General features: G+C 70.6%; 20 protein-coding genes. 11 read left to right on the forward strand and 9 right to left on the reverse strand.

The genetic code is table 11. From position 1 onward, the window contains the following. Positions 1-16 precede the first annotated feature (16 nt). Complete coding sequence (locus JYJ93_RS19570) at positions 17-412, reverse strand: hypothetical protein (protein WP_206793468.1); 396 nt, start codon at positions 410-412, stop codon at positions 17-19. 68 nt (positions 413-480) lie between these two features. Between JYJ93_RS19570 and JYJ93_RS19575 the strand changes: the two genes are divergently transcribed. Together JYJ93_RS19575 and JYJ93_RS19580 are read left to right on the forward strand one after the other, a co-directional pair. Further along, positions 481-1689 (forward strand): extracellular solute-binding protein, encoded by a 1209-nt coding sequence (locus tag JYJ93_RS19575; RefSeq protein ID WP_206793470.1) that lies wholly within the window; start codon positions 481-483, stop codon positions 1687-1689. Between the two features lie 82 nt (positions 1690-1771). After that, the gene (locus tag JYJ93_RS19580; protein WP_242543863.1) at positions 1772-4189 is read left to right on the forward strand and encodes a PAS domain-containing sensor histidine kinase; all 2418 of its coding nucleotides are present in this window, start codon (positions 1772-1774) and stop codon (positions 4187-4189) included. On the opposite strand, the gene JYJ93_RS19585 is transcribed toward JYJ93_RS19580, so the two are convergent. Beyond that, positions 4186-4731, reverse strand: a complete 546-nt coding sequence (locus tag JYJ93_RS19585; protein ID WP_206793472.1) for a M15 family metallopeptidase — start codon at positions 4729-4731, stop codon at positions 4186-4188. The two genes, JYJ93_RS19580 and JYJ93_RS19585, sit on opposite strands and share 4 nt — an antisense overlap. A gap of 400 nt (positions 4732-5131) precedes the next feature. Here JYJ93_RS19585 and JYJ93_RS19590 point away from each other — a divergent pair, with 400 nt between their 5' ends. The 4 genes from JYJ93_RS19590 to JYJ93_RS19605 all read left to right on the forward strand — a co-directional run bounded on the left by JYJ93_RS19590 (position 5132) and on the right by JYJ93_RS19605 (position 8504). Then, complete coding sequence (locus JYJ93_RS19590; RefSeq protein WP_206793474.1) at positions 5132-5713, forward strand: hypothetical protein; 582 nt, start codon at positions 5132-5134, stop codon at positions 5711-5713. Between the two features lie 115 nt (positions 5714-5828). Next, the gene (locus JYJ93_RS40620; protein WP_206793476.1) at positions 5829-6869 is read left to right on the forward strand and encodes a beta-ketoacyl synthase N-terminal-like domain-containing protein; all 1041 of its coding nucleotides are present in this window, start codon (positions 5829-5831) and stop codon (positions 6867-6869) included. 12 nt (positions 6870-6881) lie between these two features. Then, positions 6882-7160 (forward strand): phosphopantetheine-binding protein, encoded by a 279-nt coding sequence (locus tag JYJ93_RS19600; RefSeq protein ID WP_206793478.1) that lies wholly within the window; start codon positions 6882-6884, stop codon positions 7158-7160. A gap of 69 nt (positions 7161-7229) precedes the next feature. Continuing rightward, positions 7230-8504: a beta-ketoacyl-[acyl-carrier-protein] synthase family protein gene (locus tag JYJ93_RS19605; RefSeq protein ID WP_206793480.1), complete on the forward strand. Its 1275-nt coding sequence runs from the start codon at positions 7230-7232 to the stop codon at positions 8502-8504. Positions 8505-8547: 43 nt separating this feature from the next. Here JYJ93_RS19605 and JYJ93_RS19610 read toward each other — a convergent pair whose 3' ends face one another. The 3 genes from JYJ93_RS19610 to JYJ93_RS19620 all read right to left on the reverse strand — a co-directional run bounded on the left by JYJ93_RS19610 (position 8548) and on the right by JYJ93_RS19620 (position 11407). Then, positions 8548-8949 (reverse strand): MGMT family protein, encoded by a 402-nt coding sequence (locus tag JYJ93_RS19610; RefSeq protein ID WP_206793482.1) that lies wholly within the window; start codon positions 8947-8949, stop codon positions 8548-8550. 95 nt (positions 8950-9044) lie between these two features. Then, positions 9045-9797 carry a hypothetical protein gene (locus tag JYJ93_RS19615; RefSeq protein ID WP_206793485.1) on the reverse strand — a complete coding sequence of 251 codons (753 nt, stop codon included), beginning with the start codon at positions 9795-9797 and terminating at the stop codon, positions 9045-9047. Between the two features lie 2 nt (positions 9798-9799). Beyond that, positions 9800-11407, reverse strand: coding sequence for a patatin-like phospholipase family protein (locus JYJ93_RS19620; RefSeq protein ID WP_242543864.1), 1608 nt, complete (start codon positions 11405-11407; stop codon positions 9800-9802). 210 nt (positions 11408-11617) lie between these two features. Here JYJ93_RS19620 and JYJ93_RS19625 point away from each other — a divergent pair, with 210 nt between their 5' ends. Continuing rightward, positions 11618-11971 carry a hypothetical protein gene (locus tag JYJ93_RS19625; protein ID WP_206793487.1) on the forward strand — a complete coding sequence of 118 codons (354 nt, stop codon included), beginning with the start codon at positions 11618-11620 and terminating at the stop codon, positions 11969-11971. Beyond that, positions 11968-12234: a hypothetical protein gene (locus JYJ93_RS19630; RefSeq protein ID WP_206793488.1), complete on the forward strand. Its 267-nt coding sequence runs from the start codon at positions 11968-11970 to the stop codon at positions 12232-12234. Before JYJ93_RS19625 ends, JYJ93_RS19630 begins: the two co-directional genes overlap by 4 nt. Here the strand turns inward: JYJ93_RS19630 and JYJ93_RS19635 are convergent. The 4 genes from JYJ93_RS19635 to dgcN all read right to left on the reverse strand — a co-directional run bounded on the left by JYJ93_RS19635 (position 12231) and on the right by dgcN (position 17441). Next, positions 12231-13832, reverse strand: a complete 1602-nt coding sequence (locus tag JYJ93_RS19635; protein WP_242543865.1) for a cell division protein FtsK — start codon at positions 13830-13832, stop codon at positions 12231-12233. The genes JYJ93_RS19630 and JYJ93_RS19635 overlap by 4 nt on opposite strands. Positions 13833-13908: 76 nt before the next feature. Continuing rightward, positions 13909-15546: a DUF2339 domain-containing protein gene (locus tag JYJ93_RS19640; RefSeq protein WP_206793492.1), complete on the reverse strand. Its 1638-nt coding sequence runs from the start codon at positions 15544-15546 to the stop codon at positions 13909-13911. Positions 15547-15638: 92 nt separating this feature from the next. Further along, positions 15639-16367, reverse strand: a complete 729-nt coding sequence (locus JYJ93_RS19645) for a YebC/PmpR family DNA-binding transcriptional regulator (protein ID WP_128797697.1) — start codon at positions 16365-16367, stop codon at positions 15639-15641. 60 nt (positions 16368-16427) lie between these two features. Further along, on the reverse strand, positions 16428-17441 hold the full coding sequence (gene dgcN, locus JYJ93_RS19650) for an N-acetyltransferase DgcN (protein WP_206793494.1): 1014 nt from the start codon (positions 17439-17441) through the stop codon (positions 16428-16430). A gap of 115 nt (positions 17442-17556) precedes the next feature. Between dgcN and JYJ93_RS19655 the strand changes: the two genes are divergently transcribed. From JYJ93_RS19655 to JYJ93_RS40815, 3 genes are all read left to right on the forward strand, one after another. After that, the gene (locus JYJ93_RS19655) at positions 17557-18177 is read left to right on the forward strand and encodes a hypothetical protein (protein ID WP_206793496.1); all 621 of its coding nucleotides are present in this window, start codon (positions 17557-17559) and stop codon (positions 18175-18177) included. Positions 18178-18347: 170 nt separating this feature from the next. Then, complete coding sequence (locus JYJ93_RS19660) at positions 18348-18893, forward strand: RNA polymerase sigma factor (protein ID WP_269012456.1); 546 nt, start codon at positions 18348-18350, stop codon at positions 18891-18893. Further along, positions 18890-21973 (forward strand): CHAT domain-containing protein, encoded by a 3084-nt coding sequence (locus JYJ93_RS40815; protein ID WP_206793499.1) that lies wholly within the window; start codon positions 18890-18892, stop codon positions 21971-21973. The genes JYJ93_RS19660 and JYJ93_RS40815 overlap by 4 nt, the downstream gene beginning before the upstream one ends. The last annotated feature ends 26 nt before the right edge of the window (positions 21974-21999 follow it).

Raw genomic sequence — 21999 nt, forward strand, 5'->3', positions numbered from 1 at the left:
CGCCACTCTGGAGGGTTCAGGGCTGTGACGGCTGGCAGCTGTGGCCCTTGTTCGTTGGAACGCGCTTGAGGAGCCGCCAGAAGGCCCATACGTGCGACGTGAGCAGGAGGATGAGCGCCGCCAGGGACCACCAGAACAGCGTCTCATGTTCCAGCTTCGACTCGTGAAACGAACTGCTCAGCCAGAAGAGGATCACGCCCAGGGCGGGCAGCCCCCCGATGACCAGTCCCCCGAGGGCCATCTGCACGGAGCGAGGCTCCTGCACATCCAGGCCGATCATCCAGGCGATGCCAAGCCAGACGTAGACCGGCGGGAGGAGAATCCCTCCTCCGAAGTTGCATATATCAACGGCCCAGGCGGGCATCGCCGCGAGGAACACCAGCACCGCCATCACCCGTTTCGAAGCGCTCATCACCCGGTCATCATCCCGCCTCGACCGCTCGCATTCCAGCGGGCACCCCCACGAAGAGGTCACCTGCAATGAGTTGGAGAGCCTTGATCTGCCCCGCCGTCCTGGTCCTGAGCGCCTGCTCGGACTCCTCCGATCCCGACCCCACTCCGAAGCGTCCGCTGAAGGCGGTCCTGTTCCCATACATCCCCGACTCCGCGGGGGACGGCTTCGCGCGCCTGGAGCAGCGGTTGGAGTCCGACTTCGAAGCGGCCCATCCGGACATCGACCTGGACGTCGTGTTCGACGCCAACCTGGATGTCTATGACCTGGATGAGGGCGGGACGCTGAACCAGTTGCTCGGCACGGGGACCGGGGCCGCCCAGGTCGTGGAGGTGGACACGCTGATCCTTGGCTCGCTCGCGGAGAAGAAGTGGATCCAACCAGTCGCGCTGGAGGCGGGCGTCGTGCACTCCGCGGCGGAGGAGACCGTCAGCATTGGCGGCGAGAAGTACGGCGTGCCCACCTACCTGTGCACCTACGTCGTCTACTCGCGGACCCCGGACATCCGGTCCGCGACCGACAGCGCCTCGCTCGCGCGAATCCTCCGCGAGGCCTCTCCCGGCAAGCGCCCGCTGGCGGCGAACTTCGACGGGAGCTGGACGCTGCCTTCCTCGTACATCGATGCCTGGGCGGACACGCATCCGGGGGATGCGCTCTCGCGCGCCATCTCGCTGCCGCTCGACTCACCGACGCTGAGCGCGTTCTCGGACGTCGTCGACAGTTGCTCGCTCGAAGCGGGCGTCAATCCGTGCCTGGATGGCAGCTACGCGGACAACACGATGGCGGAGGTGGCCTTCGCCCAGGAGCAGGCCAACGGCTTCATGGGCTACACCGAGCGCCTGTTCTACATCCTCCAGTCCCAGCCCTCCATGCCGCTCCCGGAAGTGATTTCGGTCCCGCTGGGCGCGGGCTCGGCTCCGGCGGTCTTCGTGGATGCGCTGGTGCTCAACGCGAACTGCACCGGGACGTGCGCGGAGGACGCCCGCGCCTTCACGTCGTTCATGCAGGCCCCCGCGACGCGCAACCTCATCGCCTTCAGCGAGGACGGCCCCCAGGGCACCCGGCCCCGCTACCTGCTCCAGGCCAGCCGTGCCTTCTACCAGCAGGAGCCCGCACGCTCCGACCCCATGTACCAGCAGTACGAAGACATCCTGAGCGGAGCCCGGCCCTATCCCAACCAGCGCTTCCCCGAGAACCGGAAGGCACTCCAGGCGGCCCTGCTCGAAGCCCTCCAGTAACCCCGGGCGCGCGGCGTCTGGCACATGGGCGGGCGAGCCCCCATCCTTGAAGGGGGAAGAGTCCGCCCCCTTCACGCGTCCCATGGCCCGCCTGCACGACAGCCCAGCGCCTCCGCCCCAGCGGGCCCCGCCGCCCGGGCACGACAGCCTCCTCGATGCCGTGCTCGCCAGCATGGGCGAAGGGCTGCTGGTGGCGGACGAGCACCAGCGCCTCGTGTTCCTCAACCCGATGGGGGAACACATCCTGGGCATGGGGCCTACCGACGAACTGGTCGGCCGGTGGCCGGTGCATTACGGGCTCTACCTGCCGGACCAGGTCACGCTCTATCCGTCCGAGCTCCTGCCCATGAGCCAGGCCCTCCGAGGCGAGGCCGTCAGCCGCGCGGAGGTCTTCCTGTGCAATGAATCGAGGCCAGCGGGGACCTGGCTGCACGTCAGCTCCAGTCCGGTCCTCGACGGGGCCGGCCGGGTGCGCGGCGGCGTCTCCGTCATCAGCGACGTCACCCATTTCAAGCGGGCCGAGGACGCGGCGCGCGAGGGCTCGGAGAAGTACCGGTCGCTCTACAACAGCACGCCCGTGATGATGCAATCCATCGATCCACGCGGGCGGCTCATCAGCGTCAGCGATTTCTGGTTGAGCACGCTGGGATACGAGCGCGAGGAGGTGCTCGGGCGTGAGTCGGTGGAGTTCCTCACGCCGGAGTCCCGGCGGTACGCCCGCGAGGTCGTCCTGCCCGAATATTACAAAACAGGGTCGTGCAGGGACGTGCCGTACCAGCTCGTGAAGAAGAGCGGGGAGGTCATCGACGTCCTCTTGTCCGCCATCGTGGAGCGGGACAGCTCCGGGAAGATGGTCCGCTCGCTCGCGGTGCTGATCGACGTGACCGAGCGGAAGCGGACGGAGGGTGCGTTGCAGGAGAGCGAGCAGCGGCTGCGCGCCATCCTGGACAACGCGCCGACCGTGTTCTTCCTGCTGGATACGCAGCTGCGCTTCCTGTTCGTGAACCGCGAGTGGGAGCGGCTCTTCCACCGCACCCGGAAAGAGGTCGCTGGCAAGACGGCTCTCGATGTCTTTCCCCGGGACATCGCGGAGGCGCTGCACGAGACCAACCGGGACATCTTCCAGGGCCGGGCCCCGGTGCAGCGGGAGGAGCGGCTCCTGCACGACGATGGGATCCACATCCACCTCACGCAGAAGTTCCCGCTGCTCGACGCCAACGGGGTGGCCTACGCGCTCTGCGGAATCGCCACCGACATCACCGAGCGCAAGCGGATGGAGCTGTCCCAGCGATTCCTGGCGGAGGCGAGCCGCGAGCTGGTGGCCTCGCTCGACCCTGAAATCACGCTCCAGCGGGTCGCCGAGCTGGCCGTGCCCCTGCTGGCGGAGCTGTGTGTCTTTTTCGTGCGGACGGAGGGCGTGGGCCTGCGGCCTGCGGCGGTGGCGGTGGCGGACCGGTCGCCGGCCCGTGCCGCGAGCGTGCGGGAGTTCCTGCGACGCCACCCGCCGGACCCGAACGCCCCTCACGGTCCGGCCCGGGTGTTGGCCACGGGAGTCTCAGAGGTGTCCGAAGCGTCACGGGGCCTGTGGGATTCCAGGGCGCTGCCGGAGGCGCTGAGGCCGCTCCTGGACCGCCCTTCGCTGGGGGTGCCCCTCCAGGCACGAGGCCGCCCCCTGGGCGTGCTGTACCTCCTGTCTCCCGCACCGGGGCGCACGTATGCGCCGGAGGACCTGACGTTGACGGAGGAGCTCGGGCGCCGGGCCGCGTTCGCCATCGACAATGCGCGGCTCTATTGCTCGGCGCAGGAGTCCATCCGCGCGCGGGATGAATTCCTGTCCATTGCCTCCCATGAGCTGAAGACCCCGCTGACGTCCATGCGGCTGCGGGTGCAGCAGATGGAGTCCGCGCTGCTCACGGGGGCGCGGCCCCTGTCCGCGGAGCGGGTGACGCGGATGCTGGAGGTCTTCCAGGATCAGCTCCAACGCTTGTCGAACCTGGCGGACCACCTGCTCGATGTTTCACGCGTCCACGAGAAGCGGATCGACCTGCGTCTCGAGGCGCTGGACCTGGTGACGGTCGCCCGGCACATGGCGGGCCACATCGCGGAGTCGCTCCAGAAGGCGGGCTGCGAGTTCGAGCTGGTGGCCCCGGAGCCGGTCTGGGGCCGCTGGGATCGCCTCCGGATGGAGCAGGTCATGCTCAACCTGCTGACCAACGCGATGAAGTACGGAGCGGGGCACCCCATCCGGATGGAGGTCGTGAAGCACGCGGACAGGGCCCGGCTCATCGTCGAGGACCACGGCCTGGGCATTCCCTTCGAATCCCAGGCCCGCATCTTCGAGCGCTTCGAGCGCGCCGCCTCCCTCAACTACGGAGGGCTCGGCCTGGGGCTCTTCATCACACGCCGCATCGTCGAGGCGCACGGTGGAAGCATCCGCGTCGAGAGCGAGCCGGGGCACGGCGCGAGGTTCATCGTGGAGCTGCCGCCGCGCGTGGCCTAGCTCGCGTCCTGGCGGACCACGGCGGGCGCGGGCTCCACCTCCAGGGGGCGGCCCAGGCAGTCCTCTCCGGCCTCGGGCGCGGAGGTGCTCCTGGGCCGGTACTCCCAGTGCCACGGCTCCGACTTCACGGTGCGGCGGAAGCCGAAGCGGCACGCGTTGCCCGCGAGCCAGTCATACGTGGGGGACGCCTCCTCGCTGCCCACCACCAGGTCCACCGCGAGCCCGCGGTTGTGATTGGAGCGGCCCGGCCGCGCGGCCTTGGGGCCCAGCCCCTTGCGGTAGCGGCGCCACAGGAAGCGCTGCTGCTGATACGAACGCCACCCGCTGGTGACGAGCAGCGGCTGCCCCGCCGTGCGCGCCTCCGCGGCCATGCGCTCGAAGGCGGCCGCCGCGTCGCGGTGGAGCCGGTGGCCGCTGTGGATCCGCACCAGGCGCGGTGTCTTCGCCTTGGCCCTGCGGACCTTCGCTTCCTTCGCGAACCCGACGGGTGCCAGCAGACAGATGAGGAGCACGAGGCCCCAGCGGAGCAGGGGAGAGGACATTCTTCGAGGTCCAAGCAGTGGGCGAGGACCCGAGGCTGCCGCCTTTATTCCGCGCTGAAAAGCAGGCGGCCTGGCGAGCGCTTTTGCCTCGTGTCCGGCCGCCCGGACGCTCCGTGAGCCCCGTGCGACCGACCGTCCTGCCCCGGTAGGAACAAGAGCACCCTCCAACACGAGCGCAGAGCCCTGGCCCTGTCGCTGGCGGCGCGACGGCGCACCGCTGAGCGGGGAGGGGGCACCCTGTCATCCCGCCGTGACTGTCTTGTTTCGGGGTCGCACTCACTTCACCGCTCATCCCGCGAGGCAGGGTCCGCGTTGGTTCGCGGACGGCGCGGCGCGCCCACATTGCCCGGTCAGGTGTTTGGCTTTATCAATGCCTTTCACTTGCATCGCCGGGAGCGCCATGCGTCGACTGTCCAGTTTCATTGTGTTGTCGTCCTGTCTTGCGGGGGGGCTGCTGTCTGGTTGCGGTGACGAGCCTTCCGCCCGCGCACCCGCGGAGCCCACCGCACAGCAGGAGCAGAAGCTGTTGGCGCTGGTGAGCTGCCCGGTGGGTGCGGTGGTCACCAATTATTCACCCCCGCTGCGGAGCACGCCCCAGGCGGTGACAATCCAGGGCCAGGCGACCTTCTCCAACTGCGTCTCCGTGTTCGACCCGGGCCTGACGTCCGCGACGAACAACTTCACCATCAACACCACCGCCTATACCTGCAATGACCTGCTGGAGATCGGCTCGGCGCGCACGGTGGTGACGTGGAACACGGGGGAGACGTCAACGCTGGTCCAGACCCGGGTGTCCTCGCAGGTCGGCTCCACCACCATCGTCATCACGTACGTGGGCACGGTGGAGTCCGGCAAGTACAGGGGGGCCGTCGCCCTCCGGACGCTGACGTACCTCTCCACGGACCTCGATGCCTGCACCTCACCCGAGGGCCTCACCCAGATGTCCGGGCTGACAACGTTGACCCTGCTCGGCCTGCCGTGAACCCGGGGAGGCCGCGCCCCCCCGTGGCGCGCCTCCCGACGTTCCGTGCTCTTTCGATACTGTCCCCTGTCCCGTCAGGCCTCACCGGGTTGGAGACCGCCCTTCCAGGACCGCCATGCGCACTCCCGAACTTTCAGCCGAGCAAGTCGAGTCCGCCGTCCTCGTCCAGGCCCGCGCCGTGGTGTCGGCCCGGGGCATGACCACGGAGTCGCTCCTGGCGGAGGTCCAGGAGGGGAGGCGCTTCGAGCCCGCGAAGCACCGCCAGCTCGAGACGGAGGCGCTTCTTTCGCGGGCCCGGCTGTCGTCCGTCGAGGCGCGCAGGCTCGACCGCTTCTCCCTGCTGGCGCTCGCCGCGGTGTCCGAGGTGCTGTCGTCCTACCCGCTCTCCGCCGAGGCGCGTTGGCACTGCGGGCTGCTCGTGGGCAACACGATGGCCGGCTGGACCTTCACGGAGCCGCAGCTGCGCGTCTTGTATGGCCAGGGGGCTCCCGTCAGCCCGTTCATGGCCACCGCCTGGTTTCCCGCCGCCGCTCAGGGCCACGTCACCCTGGCCATGGGCATGCACGGCCACTCCAAGACGGTGACCACGGACCGGTGCTCGGGAGGGCAGGCCATCGGGTGGGGGCTCCATCGGCTCCTCCAGGGAGGGCAGGGGCCCTTCGTCGCCGGAGGCTCCGAGGCGCCCGTGACGCCGCTGGTGCGAGCCGTGCTGGAGGACGCCGGGGTGGACTGGGTGCCGTGGCTGAGCGAGGCCGCCGGCTTCCTCCTGCTGACGCGAGGCGTGGAGGCCTCGGAGGGCGCGTGCGTGCTGCGGGCGCACACCTCCTTCCGCCGGGTCCGTCCGGAGCGGACGGAGGCGGGGCTGGCGGAGTTCCTGGAGGGGATGGAAGGAACGCCCCCGCTGGCGGCCGTGGTGTGCGACGCGCGCCCGGCGAGCGAGGACGAACAGGCGCTGGAGACGCTGGTGCAGCGGAGGCTGGGCGCCACGGTGCCTCGGCTGTGGCCGTGTCGAACGCTGGGGGACTCCCTGGGAGCAGGCAGCGGGGTCGCGATGGCCCTCGCGTGCGAGCTGCTCGCGCGGGAGAGCGCCGCCCGCTCCGTGCTCGTGCTGTCGCTGGGGGAGCAGTGCGTGGACGTGTCGTGGCTTCACTCGTGAATGGAGCGTGGCATGAACAAGGATGACGTCGTCGAGACCGTCTTCGGCGCGCTGTACGCGCTCGGGCATTCGCCAGGCGGTGTCACGCCCACCACCCAGCTCTACGAGGAGCTGGGCATCGACTCCATCGACGCCGTGGAGCTCGCCGCGACGGTCTGCAAGACGCTGGGCGTTCCGCCCCAGGCCGCGCCCGACATCCGGGGCGTGCGCACCGTCGCGGAGCTGGCCGAGCGCATCCAACCGCTCGTTGGCGACTCTCGTCCCGGCCTCCCTTCGTCAGGCGCCGTGTGACCGCGGTCATCCCCGGGCACGTCGTCCGCCCGGAGCTGTGTCGAACCCCTCCCTCGACCCGAGGTCCCCATGAAGCCCTTGTCCTCCCCCACATCCAGCGCTCCCAGACGTCGTCGCGTCGTCATCACGGGCGTGGGGCCCGTCTCTCCCGTGGCCGTGGGACGCCAGTCCTTCTGGAACGCCATCCAGGAGGGGCGCAGCGGAACGGTGGCGCTCACCTCGCTGCCGGGCGGCTTTCCCGTGGAGACCCTGCGCTCACGGGTGGCCGGCATCATCCCGGATGCCCTGCTGCCCGAGGACCCTCGACGGGTGACGGACCGGCGGGGGCTGCTGGCGGAGCTGGCGTTGGACCTGGCGCTGCGTGACGCGGACCTGCGCAGCCTGGAGGGCGCACGCTCCGCGGTCGTCATGGGCAACGCCGTCGGCGCGGTGATGGCGATGGAGGCCGCTTTCCGCGCGCGTGAGCGGGAGCCCTCCGCGCGTCCCGTGGAGGCGCCGGGGAGCCTGGCCAGGCAGTTCTCCTACCACACGGTGGCGCACGAGCTGGCGGCGCGCTGTGGCGCGGAGGGGCTGGTGCTCACGATGTCCACGGGCTGCACCGCCTCGCTGGATGCCATCTCCGCCGCGTTCGATCTGGTGCGCTCGGGGCAGGTGGATGTCGCGGTGACAGGCTCGGCCGAGGCGCCGCTCACGTCCATGTGCTTCGCGTCATTCGACGTCATTGGCGCGACCAGCCGGCGCAATGACAGCCCCGCCACGGCGTCGCGGCCTTTCGACAAGCAGCGTGATGGTTTCGTCGCCGCGGAGGGCGCGGCCATCGTGGTGTTGGAGGAGTTAGAGCGGGCGCGGGCCCGTGGGGCGCGCATCCTCGCGGAGCTGGTGGGCGCGGCGTCCTCCTGCAACGCCTACCACATGACGAACCTCACGGTTGACGGCGAGGACCTGGCCCATTGCATCCGCTTGGCGCTGGAGGATGCCCGACTGCCGCCGGATGCGGTGGACCACGTCAGCGCGCACGGCAGCTCCACACCGCAAAACGACTTGTTCGAGACGAACGCCATCAAGGTGGCGCTGGGGGCCCGTGCGCGCCGCATCACCGTCAACTCGCTCAAGTCCATGCTGGGCCATGCGCTGGGGGCGTCCAACGCCCTGGAGGTCGTCGCCTGCGCGCTGTCGCTTGCACACCAGCGTCACCACCCGACCATCAACCTGGATGAGCCCGGGGAGGGATGCGATCTGGACTATGTCGCGAAGGAGGCTCGCTCCGGCTCGTTCCAGCACGCGTTGAAGCTGTGCAACAGCTTCTCTGGCATCCATTCCGCCTTGGTGATGGCGGCGCTCTGAAGCGCCTGCATTGGGGTGCCGGCGCGCGCCCTTCCCGCGCCGCTCAGAAGAGCTTGAGCTGCGCGTCGGGTGCGGGCGCGTCCCGGGGAGGCAGCACGCTGAAGCCGTGGGCGCGTGCCCAGGCCTCGCTCGGGCCCCTCCAGTGGTGCGCGTCCATGCGCACGTGGCCCGCGTCGTCGAAGGCGACGCCCTCGGCCTCCAGCAGCTCGCGCTGACGGTTGCCGGAGGTGCTGATGCCTCCCGTGCGGTTGATGATGCGCTGCCACGGCACGGCCGCCGCGCGCGACCCCAGCGCCGCCATCGCATGGCCCACGGTGCGCGCATCACAGGCCCCGCCGACGATGGTGGCGATGTCTCCGTAGGTGGCCACCTGTCCGGAGGGCACCTGTTCGCAGACGCGGTAGATGCGCTCGTACGGGTCCTGCGTGTCGGTGGGGGATGCCATCGGGGCTCCGGGCTGAAGGCCGCCAGAATCCTACTCATGGCATCCACCGATGCACGCGAAACCCGAGGCGTCCGCCAACCCCGGGGCCCTTCAGCTCAAGGGTGCTTCTTCGTTTCGCTGAAGACCGGCTCGTTCTTCCGGATGCGATCGAAGAGTTCGTCGTGGTCGATTTCGCCGAGGTCGATGTTCCAGAGGCCGGGCACCAGGAAGGCGGAGGCCAGCGACGCGGCCTCCTCGTCGGAGCGCCCGTTCTCGAAGCGATGCTCCGCGCGGATTGCGCCGTAGCACGCGACCTCGTGATCGTTCTCGTCCAGGAAGCGCGTCTCCAGGTTGCCCGCCACGATGAGGCTCTCATCGTTGTAGACGCCCTGGATGACGTCCCGGACCACCAGGTCGCCCAGGACCAGGAAGTTCCCCGACGTCCGAAGTCCCTGCGCGACACATCGGCCCAGGACCACGACGGTCGAATCCGGTCCGCAGTCGTCCAGGACTCCATCGACCTCCAGGTCGCCCAGCACGAGGAGGGGACAGGTGACGAGCAGCGAGCCGGGAGCCTTCGCGTTGCCCGTCACCACCGTTGCCTTGGACAGCGACGCCTCCAGTACGGCGTCCACGGGCTCGAGGAGCTCGCGCATCACCACGGCGGCCAGGGCGACATGCGACACGGGGCCGGGACACAGCGCCTTCGCGAGCGCGGCGGGCTGGAGGGACGCGTCCTTGGAGAACGCCCTCTCCAGGGTCGTGACCCGGGGCGTGCCCTGATGTGAGAGCGCATCCCGGAGGGCACCGTCCAGTCGGGCAAGCGTGGCCTCCGCGCGCGGAAGGAAGTCGTTCTTGGAAAGGAGCATGGTCATGCCGCCACGGACTGCCGCTCTTGCGACGGCGCGCCGGCCTGGTTGAACACCGCCCATTCCTGGCGCAGGCGCTCGTACAGGGCATTCAACGGCTGACCTGTCGCTTCGTACTGCCCGGCGTGGTGCTCCACGATGTGGCGCAGGAGCACGTAGCAGATGGTGGCCGCGCCCGTTTTCTCCACGGCGGTGAACTGCGCCGCGTCCGTGAACCAGAGCGTGGTGGGCATCTGACAGGCCTTTGTGCCCATGTCCACCAGGTGCGCGCCGGGCTTGAGCCACGGGTGCTTCGCGAACAGGTTGGGCCGGTCCACCGTGAGCGCGGAGATGAGGTTGGAGATGCGCCGGTCCTTGAACCGCGAATCCCCATACACCTGACCGAACACGAGCCCGCGCACCCGCTTCATGAACACCTTGGACGTCAGCGCCAGGAGCGACGTCGCGCGGAGCACCAGCATCTGCGCGAACTCCGGCACGGTGAGCTTCTTGAACGACGGCCAGACGTCCAGGTCCATCTGCCGCTTCACCAGCGTGATGACGTCCGTGAGCCGCGCACGCACCCAGACCAGCGCCGTCGCCACCGACGCGGTCAGCACGCCGGGGATGAGATACAGGAAGTAGTCCCGAGGCTCCCAGGTGCCCTCGCGCGCGGTCTCGAATCCGCGCCACGCGAGGATGGCGGCGGAGAGCAGGGTGAGGAAGAAGAGGCCGTAGGCCAACCACGACACGCCGTTCAGCGTCACCCAGCCGCGCTTCGTCGGGTTCTCCGGGACGTTGTACATCTCCGGGTTCTGCACGCTGACGTCGGAGATGACGAGCGTGGGCGGCGGATCCGTCCGGTTGAACGCGAGCAGCAGGCTGTCGATGCCCTGGTTGTCGTAGATGCCGCCGTCCATCAGCGGCAGTCCGTTCTGGAAGCCCGGGCCCAGGGCCGCGAGCGCGGTGTCGAGCGGGTAGTCCTGGGGCCAGTGGAACTGCTGCGGGAACACCAGCGGCTCGAAGCCGCCGGGGAAGCACGACGACGCGGCGGCGATGTCCGCCAGCCGGGCGTGGCTGGCCACCGGGCGCGGCATCCGGTGGCCGTTGTTGCCCAGGACGGTGCCCGGGTTGTTGCTGCGCCGGAAGCGGAAGTCCAGGCCGGTGTGGAACTCGGTGGTGTTGAAGATGGCCTCCTGGAACTGGAGCCCGCGCGCGTCCAGGACCTCACCGAAGCGCCGGTCGCCCAGGAAGTCGGGCCGGGCGTAGACGTCCGCGGCGGAGCGGATGAGGCTGGCCCACGCATGGCTGCCGTGGTCGCGGTTGGTGGTCAGTCCGGTCAGGGCCTCCGCAATCACGTTCGTCCGCAGCAGATACGCCGAGAACGTCTCGTGAAACGCCTTGAACGGCTTGCCGTCCAGTTGGCTCACCACCCAGGCCAGCCCCGTGAGCGTCCCGCCGGACACCGTGGACAGGCCCACGACATCGGAGAGAAGTCCCACGGTGTCGAGGAACCGCAGCGTCCCCAGGTGGAACGCCGCCGCGCGGTAACCTCCACCGGACAGACACAGCGCGAGCGGCCCAAGTGGACCGTGTTTCACGGAGACAGGAACTGCGGAGTCTTGGCTCATGGGGGTATTCGAGGCGCGGCGGGGAGGACGGCGGGAGCTTAGGCCAGATGAGCATCCGCCATGCCACCCTGAGCCCCCAGGAAGCAGGCGGCGTCTCCGTCCCCCTGCGCGTCGATGCGGGACGCGCCGCGTCCCGCCGGTACGCGGCATGACGACGTGGACCCAGGGGGGATGGTGCGGCGCATGGGGGTTGGGCGAGGCTCCCCTCCCATGCCCATTCCTTCCTCGCATCGGCGCAAGGTCGCATCGACAGCACTCTTCTGCGCGGGGCTCGCGCTGGGCTGGCCCCTGTTCGCGGGCGCGAAGCTCCAGGGGGGAGTGTGTGATCCGCTGAATGATGAAGCCGAAGGCATCCGGGTGCGGCTCGTGTCGGCCACGGCGGACGGCGTTTCCATCATCCCCGCGCAGGGGACAGGCCCCATTGGCGCCGTCTTCAACGTGTGGGCCGTGCGGCCAGAGGCGGGAGCGACCGGCGACTTCGCGAAGGCCACGCTCTTTGAAGCCGAGCCGACGGAAGGCACGGGAGAACTCTACCGGAACCTCAGCCTCCAGAGGCAGCCATGAGGAAGCTAGGCATCGTGCTCGCGGGCATGCTGACGAGTGCCCTGGCCTCCACGCTGTTGACGGCCTGTTGTCCGGACCGTCCCCCGCGCGTGGTCTTCAAGCTGCCCTTCGGAAACTACGGGGTGAGCACCTCCACGGCGGACACGAACTATCGCCTCTTCCTCTCCGAGGACGGCGTCACCGTGGTGGAGACCTTCGAGCGTGGGGGCAAGGCCTACCGGCAGGAGTACCGGGTGACGGAGCGGAAGGAGACCGACATCTAGGGGACGGTGTAGAGGCCGACGACGTTCGGGTCCAGCGTGGCGCTGGAGATGCGCAGGCCGGTGGCGGTGCTGATGCTCGCGGCGTCCGTCACGCCCAGGTCCGCCAGTGAGAACGACACGCCGCCGAGCTTGGACTGCACCGTGCCCACCGGGTTGCCGGTGAGGCTCGCCACGCCGCTCGTATAGGAAAGGGTCGCGAGCGCCGTGGTGGTGTTGCCCGCCGCCGAAGAGGTGAAGTCGCTTGCGAGCAATGCCAGCGAGTAGCTTCCCACGACCTGGTTGGACGCGTTGATGAGCGTCACCGTGGCGTCGTCACCGAGCGTCGTGGAGGTGGGCGTGCTGTCCACGATGAAGAAGCGCGTCTTCGGGGTGAACGCCGCATTGAACTGGAAGTTGCCGGCGTTCAGGTTGTTCGTGCCGTCGTGGATGCCCAGCCCGGTGGAGGCCGCGTTGGCGTTCGCGGGCACCGTGCCCCGCGCGCTGGGCGTGTTGGTGCTCGTGATGCCGTTGGCCGTCGCGCCCACGAGGTTCGTGAACGTGCCCTCCGACGTCGTGAGCGACGCCAGTTGCGCGTTGCCGGTGATGTTGGATGGCGTCCCCGCCGTCACCGAGCCCGTGAAGGTCGCGCCCGTGACGCGCAGGCGCGTGGGAGCGTTCGCGACCGGGTCCGGCAGCGCGGTGATTTCGTAGGCGATGCGGTGGAGGTTCGCCGCGTCGGCCGCGCTGATGCCCAGGTCCGCCGCCGCGCTGCCCGTGCCCGTCGCCAATCCTCGGGGATCCGCCTGGGTGAGCTTCGCGAACAACACCGCTGCGGACAGGTAGCTGCCGTACTTGCTGGAGTGACGGCTGTCCTGCGCGCTCCACAGGTTGAACATCCCCGGTGAGATGCCATCCGCGGGATTCGGGTCGGCCAGGTTCTGGTCCACCGCGCGCATGTAGCCCTCGCCCACGCGGGCCACGCCCGTGAAGCCCAGGTCGCGGGAGGCCTTGAAGTACGCGTCGCGCAGGTCGGTCTGCATCGCCTGGAGCCCCGCGGTCCCGCTCGGGTAGCCCTGCGCGCTCACGGACGTGGGCGAGGACCACGTCTCATACAGATACAGGTTCGCGGAAGGGTTCGCGGCGCGCACCAGCATGCGCAGGTCGCGCGCCGCCTCCGTGAAGGCCGTGGGTGAGCCACCTCGTGAAGTGGGCAGGGGCGTCGTGCTCTGCTCCTGGAGCACGACGGTGTTCCACGTCGCCTGGCCGATGGTGGAGGCCCGGTTCGTGTGGTGCCACCGGAGCGTCTGACCGCTGGCCGTCTCCAGGCTCACGTTGAACGTGAAGCCGGCCTGCGTGGTCAGCTTCTTGAAGATGCCTGGGATGCCGCCCTGGCCAGAGCCGTTCGTGTCGGTGACGGCGGCCTTGTTGTACGAATAGACGGGCTCCTCGTTGCCGTGCGTGAAGCTGTTGCCCACGAAGAGGATGTTCCCGCTGGTGACCGCGGCGGTGGTGCTCTCCAGGTCGTCCTGCTCGGACTCGGGGAGGGACGCGCAGGCCGCCTGGGTCGCGAACACGCCCCAGGCCATCAGGCCCAACACTCGCGGGTGAACGGCGGCCAACAACGCATCCAGGCAGGACCGGGGCATACCGCCAGCATAGCGGGATAACAGGTTTAACGCGAGCCGGTGTCTGTCTTCACCCGCGCCGGTCGCGCAGCCGTGTGTATGTGTATGAGACGAGCAGCAGCATGACGCCCAGCAGGATGAACGTGAGCACCCGTTGATCCGGCGGCAGCTTCGCCACGTCCACCAGCACCAGCCGCCCCAGGGCGAGCCCCAGCACCGCCAGCGCGGCCAGCCGGTACCAGCGCTCGCGCACCGCGAAGCCCACGCCGAAGAGGAGGAAGGCGGCGATGACCCAACCCAGGGTGACGAGCCCCTCGGGCATCCGTGCGCCCACCAGCGCCACCAGCGACAGCCCCGCGCCCGCCGCGCAGATGGCGGTGAAGGGCGTCCGGGCCTCGGGGGCTGGCAGGCCCGCGACGCGCACCGTCCCGCCTCGCTCCACCAGCACGAACGCCACCACCAGCCCGGTGAGCAACGTCATGCGCCCCGGCGTCTCCCATTCACACGCCCCCAGCGCCACATAGAGGATGAGCACGCCCACGCCCCGCAGCACCGGGGACTCCACCCCGCGCGCGGCCAGCCCCGCGACCAGCCCCGTCACCGTCCACGCCGCCACCAGCGCGACGTCGTCGTAGCGCGCGGGCATGGCCAGCGCGAGCGTCACCGCCGTCAGCGCCAGGTACGCGTGGATCAACGCCGTGGGAGCACGCTGGAGCCTCGACACGGCGGCCCCCGCGCCATGCGCCAGCGCGACGACGAGGAGGAAACCGAAGAGGTGCGAGTCCGGCTCCTGGGAGACCTCGTACGCGCCCAATGACGTCAGGCCCACCCAGTTGAGCAGGGTGAAGGCGAGGCTCGCGCGCACGGGCAGGTCGCGCGGGCGCACCAGCAGCGCCACGGAGAACAGCAGGAAGTAGAGCGCGAGGAAGCCCAGGCTCAACAGGAGCCGGTCGTCCTCGGGCGCGCCCGGCGCCATGTGGCCCGTGCGCACCGCCCAGACGACGTGCGTGCTGTACACGGCCACCAGGCTGGACAGCGGCACGATGACCCAGCGGTTGCGCACCAGGAAGAACAGCGCGCCCGCCGCGAGCAGCGTCGTGGACAGCAGCGTGAACGCGGTGATGTCGCTGAGCATCCCCGTGTGAAGCCCCAGGAACAGCGCGATGCCCGCCACCGTCTCCGACTGCATCCGGTGCGCGATGGTGACGATGGCCACCACGAACCCCGCCAGCAGCACCAGCGCCAGCACCTCGCTGTCGATGACCCGCACCGCTGGGATGAAGTGCAGCGCGTAGGTGACGAAGTACGCGAGCGCCAGGCCTCCGCCGAAGACGATGCGCCCGAAGAGTTGATGCCGCCGCGCCAGCCACAACCCGAACGCGCCCAGCCCCGCGCTGAGCAGGTAGCCCGCGCCCACGCGCGCCAGCACCCCCAGCTCCCCGAAGTGGTACGTGATGAGGTACGCGATGCCGATGATGAGCGCCACGATGCCCAGGCGGCTCAACCAGTAGGTGCCGACATGCGCCTCCAGGTCGCGCTGCTCGGGCGCGGCCACCGGGGGCGTGACAGGGGTTGCAATGGGCGAGACCCCCGGGCGCGGCGCCTCCCGGGCCTCCAGGCTCGCGAGCCGCGTCTCCAGGGCCGCGACCGTCGCCTCCAACCGCTTCACCGTGTCCCGCAGTTCCTGCCCGTTACCCTCGTCGGCCATGGCTCTCCTCGGCGGAGCTTCAGCAGCTCAGACGCCGCGCGGGCGTGGCACCGGCCCCCGGCGAGCGCGCTCGGGGACCGGATGCCTTTGCTTCAGGCGAGGTTGTGGAAGACGTGCTGCACGTCGTCGTCCTGCTCCAGCATGTCCACCAGCTTGAGCACCTCCGTGGCCTGCTCCTCGGGCAGCTCCTTCAGGGTGCCGGGCAGGGGGATGTACTCGGACTGCGTGGACACGGGCGCGATGCCCTTGGCTTCAATCGCCGACATGAGCTTGCCGAAGTCGGCGAACTTGCAGCGCAGGAGCAGCTGCTTCTCGCCCTTCTCGCCCGTCGTCTCGCCCATCTCCTCCAGGCCGTGGTCGATGAGCTCCAGCTCCAGCTCCTCCTGGTTCACGCCCTCGGCGTCCAGGCGGATGGCGCCCATGTGCTCGAAGAGGCGGGACACGCTGCCCGCCGTGCCCATGCTCCCGCCCAGCTTGGTGAAGGGGAAGCGGACGTTGGCCACGGTGCGCGTGACGTTGTCCGTGGCCGCCTCCACCAGGATGCCCACGCCGTGGGGCGCGAAGCCTTCGTAGAGGAGGATCTGGTAGTCGGCCTGGTCCTGACCACTGGCGCGCTTGATGGCGGCGTCCACGTTGGTCTTGGGCATGTTCGCCGCGCGGGCGTTCTGCACGGCCCGGCGCAGCGCGGGGTTCGACTCGATGTTCGGCCCGCCCGCCTTCACCGCGATCACGATGTCCTTCGTGATGCGCGTGAAGACCTTCGCCATCTTGTTCCAGCGGGCGAACATCGTCGCCTTGCGTGTCTCGAAAATGCGTCCCATGGTGTCCTCAATATACCGTGAGCCGCTCCCGTGGAGAGGCTTTCGGCAGGAGCGTGTGTGTCAGCCGCGCGGGAAGCGGCTCGCCAGCGCGTCGGCCAGGGGGCCCGCGCCCGTGCGCAGGGGGTCCACGCAGGGCAGGCCATGCGCCCTGCCGGTGGCCTCCAGCAGCGAGAGCGCCTCGGCCTCGCCCAGGTGTTCCGTGTTGATGGCGATGCCCGTGCACTGGATGGCCGGGTTCGTCAGCCGGCCCTCCAGCACCGTCCGGTCGATGACGTCCTGGATGGACGGCAGCGGGTGCTGTACGCCGCGCATCCGGGTGCGCGTGGGCTCATGGCAGACGATGAACGCGTCTGGCTGCGCGCCGTGCAGCAGGCCCAGCGTGACGCCCGCGAAGGAGGGGTGGAACAGCGACCCCTGGCCCTCCACCACGTCCCAGTGGTCCGCGTCGTTCGCGGGCGTGAGCCACTCCGCCGCGCCGGAGACGAAGTCGGACACGACGGCATCCAGCGCCACGCCGCGCCCGGAGATGAGGATGCCCGTCTGCCCGGTGGCCCGGAAGTCCGCCTTCCACCCGCGCTGACGCAGCTCCTTCTCCAGCGCCAGCGCCGTGTACTTCTTGCCCACCGCGCAGTCGGTGCCCACGGTCAGCACGCGCAGGCCGGGGCGCTTCGTGCCCTGGCCGGTGGCGAAGTCCCGGTCCGGGAAGCGCACGTCGTGCAGCCCGCGCCCGTGCTTCGCCGCCACGGCGGCCACGGCGGGGAACGACGAAAGCCGCCTGTGCAGCCCGGTGGCCACGTCCATCCCGGCCTCCAGCGCCCGCGTCAGCGTGTCCACCCACGCGTCCGCCAGCACGCCGCCCGGGTTCACCACGCCCACCACCAGCGTGCGCGCGCCCTTCGCTTTCGCCTGGGCGAGGTCCATGTCCGGCAGACCACAGTCCGCTACGCAGCCCGGGAGGCGCAGCTGACCCACGCACCAGTCGGGCCGCCAGTCCACGATGCCGTGGGCCGTCTTGGCCGCGAGCTGATCCTTCACGTCTCCGAGGAAGAGCAGATAGGGCTTGGCGATGTCCACGTGCGGTGCCTTAGCACGGCCGAAAAACGGCGTGGAAATGGCGCGGGGGAATAAGCGCGGCACCGGACGTAACAGGGAGGAGCCCGTGGATGGGCTTTCTCTTCCGGAGTCACCCATGCGCTTCATCCCTACCGCCGCGTTTGTGTTCGCCGCCTCGCTCGCCACCGCCTGTGGAGGCCCCCTCGAGGAGGAGACCCCTGGCGCCGAGGTCGTGGACGAGTCCGTCGCCAGCCAGGAGCAGGCCATCGACGAGTCCTGCGTGGGCCCGGACGTGGTGCTGGCGCAGCCGGACGGCGCGGTCGTCACCGCCGTGTTCCCCCACTGCTCGTACGCGGACGCGTCGGCGGCCTCCAACGACGGCACGTATGATCAGCCGTCCTGCCCGCACCGCTTCGTGACGGAGGTCACCGGCCTGGGCGGCGCCTACGTCCAGCCGTTCGTGGAGGTCATCCCCGCGACGAGCAACGTCACCGAGAGCGCCTGCAAGGGCATCGCGATCTCCGGCGCGGCGTTCGGCTTCAAGAGCGGCTTCTGGTACGCCATGGGCTCGGTGAGCACGACCGGCACCTGGTACCCGGCGAGCCCCTTCTGGCCGGCCCACTGCTCGCTGCGCGTCAACATCGGCACGGGCGGGTCGAGCTACAGCAAGGTGCGGGTGACGGGGCTCGGGGCGGCGCTGGGCGTCTTCAAGGGCCGGGTCCGCACGGGCGTGCGGCTGGGCAACGGCCCCTGCTAGCCCTCCGGGCCACCGTGCCGGGCCTCCCACCTCCCAGGTGGGAAGCGCCGGGGAGGGTGTCGACGGACTTCGCGGGCGGGGCGGCTCCTGCTAGGAACGCCCCCGTGGTCTTCCGCCCGCGATCGCCCCGCGCCGTCCCGCCCGGGGAGTCCTCCGCATCCGAGCCGGAGGTGCCTTCGGCCTCCCGTGAGGACGCCGCGGAGTTCCAGGCGCTCATCGCGCGGTGCGCTCCGGCGTTGGAGGAGCGGGCCCGCATCCTCTGCCGGGGCCGCAACCCGTCGGACGCGAAGGACCTGTTGCAGGAGACCTACGAGCGGGCCTTCCGCGCGTTTCATACGTATGACCGGTCCGCGCCTCCCATGGCGTGGCTGGCGTCCATCCTCGTTCGACGCTTCCTCGACTGGTGCCGGCACGACCGGCGCCACCCCCAGGAGGAATTCACCGACGCGATGGGGGACACCCTGGCGGAGGCCGAAGCCGCCCCGGAGACATGGGCGCGCTACACGTTGGACGACGTGTGGCAGGCGGTGGAACAGCTTCCCCCGGAGCTGCGCGAGGTGGTCCGCATGAAGGACATGGAGCGACAGAGCTACGCGGAGATCGGCCGGCGGCTCGGCATCCCGTCCATGACGGTGGGCACCCGTCTGTTCCGCGCGCGCAAGAAGCTCAAGGAGCTGCTCCTCGCCCGGGAAGGCACCGCGGGGGGCCCGGCGTGACCGTCTCGTGTGAACAGCTCGCCGCCTTCGTGGACGGGGAGCTTCCGCCTGAAGAGGCCGAGGCCTTCCAGTTCCACCTCGCGACCTGCGCGGAGTGCCAGGCCGCCCTGGAGGACCAGGTGCAGGCGAGCCTCCTCGTGCAGGCCGCCGCGGACGCGCGCGCCATGTCCGGCGCGGGTGAGACCGTGAGGCCTCCCGGCACGGACGCACGGCCCGTGGTGTCTCCCGGTTCGGAAGGTGGCCCCGCGGGTCCAGGACTCCGGGCCGTCCCCGGGACCGGCGGCCGGCCGGAACCCGTGCCTGATGCCGGGACGCGCGCTCGACCGCGCGGCCGTGCGGCGTGGGATCGCCGCCGTGTCGCGGGCTTCGCTGCGGCGGCCGCGGCGGTGGTGCTCGCGGTGCTGCTGGTGGGACGTCCCTGGCGCTCCACGGAGGCCGAGCGCGCGCTGCCCTTCGCGCTGGCCGCCACGCGCCCGCTGGAGGGCCGGCTCAGTCACCCGGGCCTCGCGGACCACCGGGCCACGGGCACGATGCGCGGTGGCACCGATGGACGGCCGGAGCTGGATCTCAAGGTCCTGTCGGAGCTGGAGGCGAAGGGGGACCTGCACGGCGTCGCGACCGCGTGGCTCGCGGCCGGGGACTTCGAGCGCGCCGAGCGCATCCTGGAGAAGCTGCCCGCGTCGCCCGCCGTCATGGGCGACCTGGCGCTGGCGGCCCTGGGCCGTGCCCAGCCCGAGCGCGCGCTGACGTTCCTGGAGAAGGGGCTGGAGACCGCGCCGGACGACGCGCGGCTGCACTGGAACCGGGGCCTCGCGCTCCAGGCGCTCTCGCTGGAGCTGGCCGCCGCGTCGGAGTTCTCCCTCGTGGCGCAGGCGAAGGAGCCCGGCTGGAGCACCGAGGCCACCGAGCGCGCGGACGGCCTGCGCAAGGGCGCGCTGGCGCGGCGGGACTCGTGGCAGGCGATGAACGCGGCCGGCATGGAGCTGGCGCTGGACGGCACGCCGTACCCGGGCTCGATGGCGCGGCGCAACCCGGACCTGGCGCGGCTGTACCTCTACCACGCGCTGCGCGCGGCCCCTTCCGTGGAGCGCGTGCGGACGCTGGCCCCGCTGGCCGCGCTGCTGGACGACGTCACCCGCACGAAGACGGCGAGCGCCTACGTGGCGCGCGTGGTGGCGGCGGACTTCCACAAGCGCGGCCCGCTGGCCAACACCTACCGTGAGCTGCTGGCCGGCACGCTTTCGCTGGAGGGCGCGGAGGCGGACGCGTTCCTCGCCCGGCTGCGGCGCTCCGGCGAGCGCGATCTCTTGCTGGGCGCCATCCTGCTGCTCCACCACGAGGACCGCTTCGTCGACGAGCTGGCGGCGCTGGTCCGTCATTCCGGCGAGCCCGCCTGGTACGACGCTCCGCTGGCCCGGGGCAGGGCGCAGGCGGCGCAGGACCGGGGGGACCTGGAGACGGCGGAGACGTCGCTCAAGAACGGGCTGGCGGCGTGCCGGAGCGCGGGCTTCGGGTATCGCTGCGTGGACCTCCAGCGGCACCTGGCCTCGCTCTACAACCGCATGGATCGCCGCAAGGAGGCCGAGTCCCTGGCGCGCTCCGCGCTGGAGGAGGCGTTCCGAAGCGACAGCTGGTACCAGGAGGAGCTGCTCCTGGCGGACCTGGTGACGAGCGCGCGGCTGAGCCACGCCCCGGCGCTGGCCCGCGCCTACCTGGACGAATACCTCCAGCACTCGCCGGAGGACTGCGCACGCCGGTCGGAGTACCACCACGCCCGGGCGCTCCTCTTCGTGGAGGATCTGGACGCGAAGCGGGCCCGGCGCGAGGTGCAGGACGCGCTCACCTGTCCCACCGCGCCCACGCTCATGGAGGTCGCCGTCGCGGGAGACCTGCTGCGGCTGGAGGGCGCCACGGTGCCGGGCCGCGAGCTGGACCGCGTGCGCGAGCGCATCCGGGTGCTGCGTCAGGACCCGTCGCTGACCACCGGCGAGAAGCTGCTCGTGGACCACATCGAAGGGCGCATCCTCATCGAGCGCGACCGCGAGGAGGGGCAGAAGCTGTTGCGAGGGGTCATCACCGGCTCGGCGCTCCACCGCTCCACGGACATCGAGGCGCGCAAGGCCTGGGCCCACAGCCACCACGTGCTGGTGATGGACGCGGGCCGGGCGAAGGAGTGGGGCCCGGCGGTGGACCTGCTCGCCCAGGAGGTAGACCGCACCGCGCCCACGTCATGCCTGCTGGCGCTGGCTGGCCAGGACGAACGGATGCTCTTCGTCGCCCGGGGCCCTACCGGCGCGAGCAGCGGGCTGTACCTCCACGCCCTCAAGCAGCCCCTGCGCGAGAGGGTGCCGGAGGTGCCCGGGCCGCTGCTGCAGGTGCTCGGCGGCTGCGACGTGGTGCGGGTGCTCGCGGAGCCCATCCTCCAGGGGCGCCCGGGGCTGCTGCCCGCGGACCGGGCGTGGAGCTACCTGGCGCCGGGCGGCCACCGCGTGGAGGCCCCGGCCGTGGCGCCCGTCCCCAAGCGGCTGGTGGTGTCGGACGTGGAGCCGCCCGCGACGCTGGGGCTGCCGCGCCTGATGCCGTGGAAGGGCATGACGGGGCCGGGTGACGTCCACCTGCGGGGCCGCGCGGCGACGCCGGAGGCGGTGCTCGCGGAGATGGAGGACGCCACGGAGGTGGAGCTGCACACGCACGGCATGGCCGGCACCGTGTCCGACGCGGCCTTCCTGGCGCTGTCCCCGGACGCGGCCGGCCGCTTCGCGCTCACCGCGGAGGAGCTGGAGGGACACACGCTCCGGGGCTCGCCGGTGGTGATGCTGGCCGCCTGCGACGCGAACGTGGGCGCGTGGCGCTACCACGCGGTGTCGAGCCTTCCCTCCGCGCTCATCCAGGCGGGCGCGCGGGCCGTGGTCGCGCCCTCCACGGAGGTGCCGGACGTGGAGGCCGGGGCCTTCTTCCAGGCGCTGGTGGAGTCCCTGCGGCGCGGCACCCCGCCGGCCCAGGCGCTCCGGGACACCCGCGCCCGGTGGCTCCAGCAGGGCAGCGCCCGGTGGGTCCAGGACCTGGTCGCGTTCGAATAGAGTCCCGGCGAATATCCGCGCCGCCG

Source organism: Corallococcus sp. NCSPR001 (genome assembly GCF_017309135.1).
In the GTDB taxonomy this organism is placed as follows: domain Bacteria; phylum Myxococcota; class Myxococcia; order Myxococcales; family Myxococcaceae; genus Corallococcus.

What these genes read in the sequence shown, in the direction of transcription:
- JYJ93_RS19585 (WP_206793472.1), bottom strand. Translation starts at nt 4,731, where the DNA reads ATGTCCTCTCCCCTGCTCCGCTGGGGCCTCGTGCTCCTCATCTGTCTG.
- JYJ93_RS19610 (WP_206793482.1), bottom strand. Translation starts at nt 8,949, where the DNA reads ATGGCATCCCCCACCGACACGCAGGACCCGTACGAGCGCATCTACCGC.
- JYJ93_RS19605 (WP_206793480.1), top strand. Translation starts at nt 7,230, where the DNA reads ATGAAGCCCTTGTCCTCCCCCACATCCAGCGCTCCCAGACGTCGTCGC.
- JYJ93_RS19590 (WP_206793474.1), top strand. Translation starts at nt 5,132, where the DNA reads ATGCGTCGACTGTCCAGTTTCATTGTGTTGTCGTCCTGTCTTGCGGGG.
- JYJ93_RS19655 (WP_206793496.1), top strand. Translation starts at nt 17,557, where the DNA reads ATGCGCTTCATCCCTACCGCCGCGTTTGTGTTCGCCGCCTCGCTCGCC.
- JYJ93_RS19620 (WP_242543864.1), bottom strand. Translation starts at nt 11,407, where the DNA reads ATGAGCCAAGACTCCGCAGTTCCTGTCTCCGTGAAACACGGTCCACTT.
- JYJ93_RS19615 (WP_206793485.1), bottom strand. Translation starts at nt 9,797, where the DNA reads ATGCTCCTTTCCAAGAACGACTTCCTTCCGCGCGCGGAGGCCACGCTT.
- JYJ93_RS19570 (WP_206793468.1), bottom strand. Translation starts at nt 412, where the DNA reads ATGAGCGCTTCGAAACGGGTGATGGCGGTGCTGGTGTTCCTCGCGGCG.
- JYJ93_RS19645 (WP_128797697.1), bottom strand. Translation starts at nt 16,367, where the DNA reads ATGGGACGCATTTTCGAGACACGCAAGGCGACGATGTTCGCCCGCTGG.
- JYJ93_RS40620 (WP_206793476.1), top strand. Translation starts at nt 5,829, where the DNA reads ATGCGCACTCCCGAACTTTCAGCCGAGCAAGTCGAGTCCGCCGTCCTC.
- JYJ93_RS19640 (WP_206793492.1), bottom strand. Translation starts at nt 15,546, where the DNA reads ATGGCCGACGAGGGTAACGGGCAGGAACTGCGGGACACGGTGAAGCGG.
- JYJ93_RS19575 (WP_206793470.1), top strand. Translation starts at nt 481, where the DNA reads ATGAGTTGGAGAGCCTTGATCTGCCCCGCCGTCCTGGTCCTGAGCGCC.
- JYJ93_RS19625 (WP_206793487.1), top strand. Translation starts at nt 11,618, where the DNA reads ATGCCCATTCCTTCCTCGCATCGGCGCAAGGTCGCATCGACAGCACTC.
- JYJ93_RS19630 (WP_206793488.1), top strand. Translation starts at nt 11,968, where the DNA reads ATGAGGAAGCTAGGCATCGTGCTCGCGGGCATGCTGACGAGTGCCCTG.
- JYJ93_RS19580 (WP_242543863.1), top strand. Translation starts at nt 1,772, where the DNA reads ATGGCCCGCCTGCACGACAGCCCAGCGCCTCCGCCCCAGCGGGCCCCG.
- JYJ93_RS19600 (WP_206793478.1), top strand. Translation starts at nt 6,882, where the DNA reads ATGAACAAGGATGACGTCGTCGAGACCGTCTTCGGCGCGCTGTACGCG.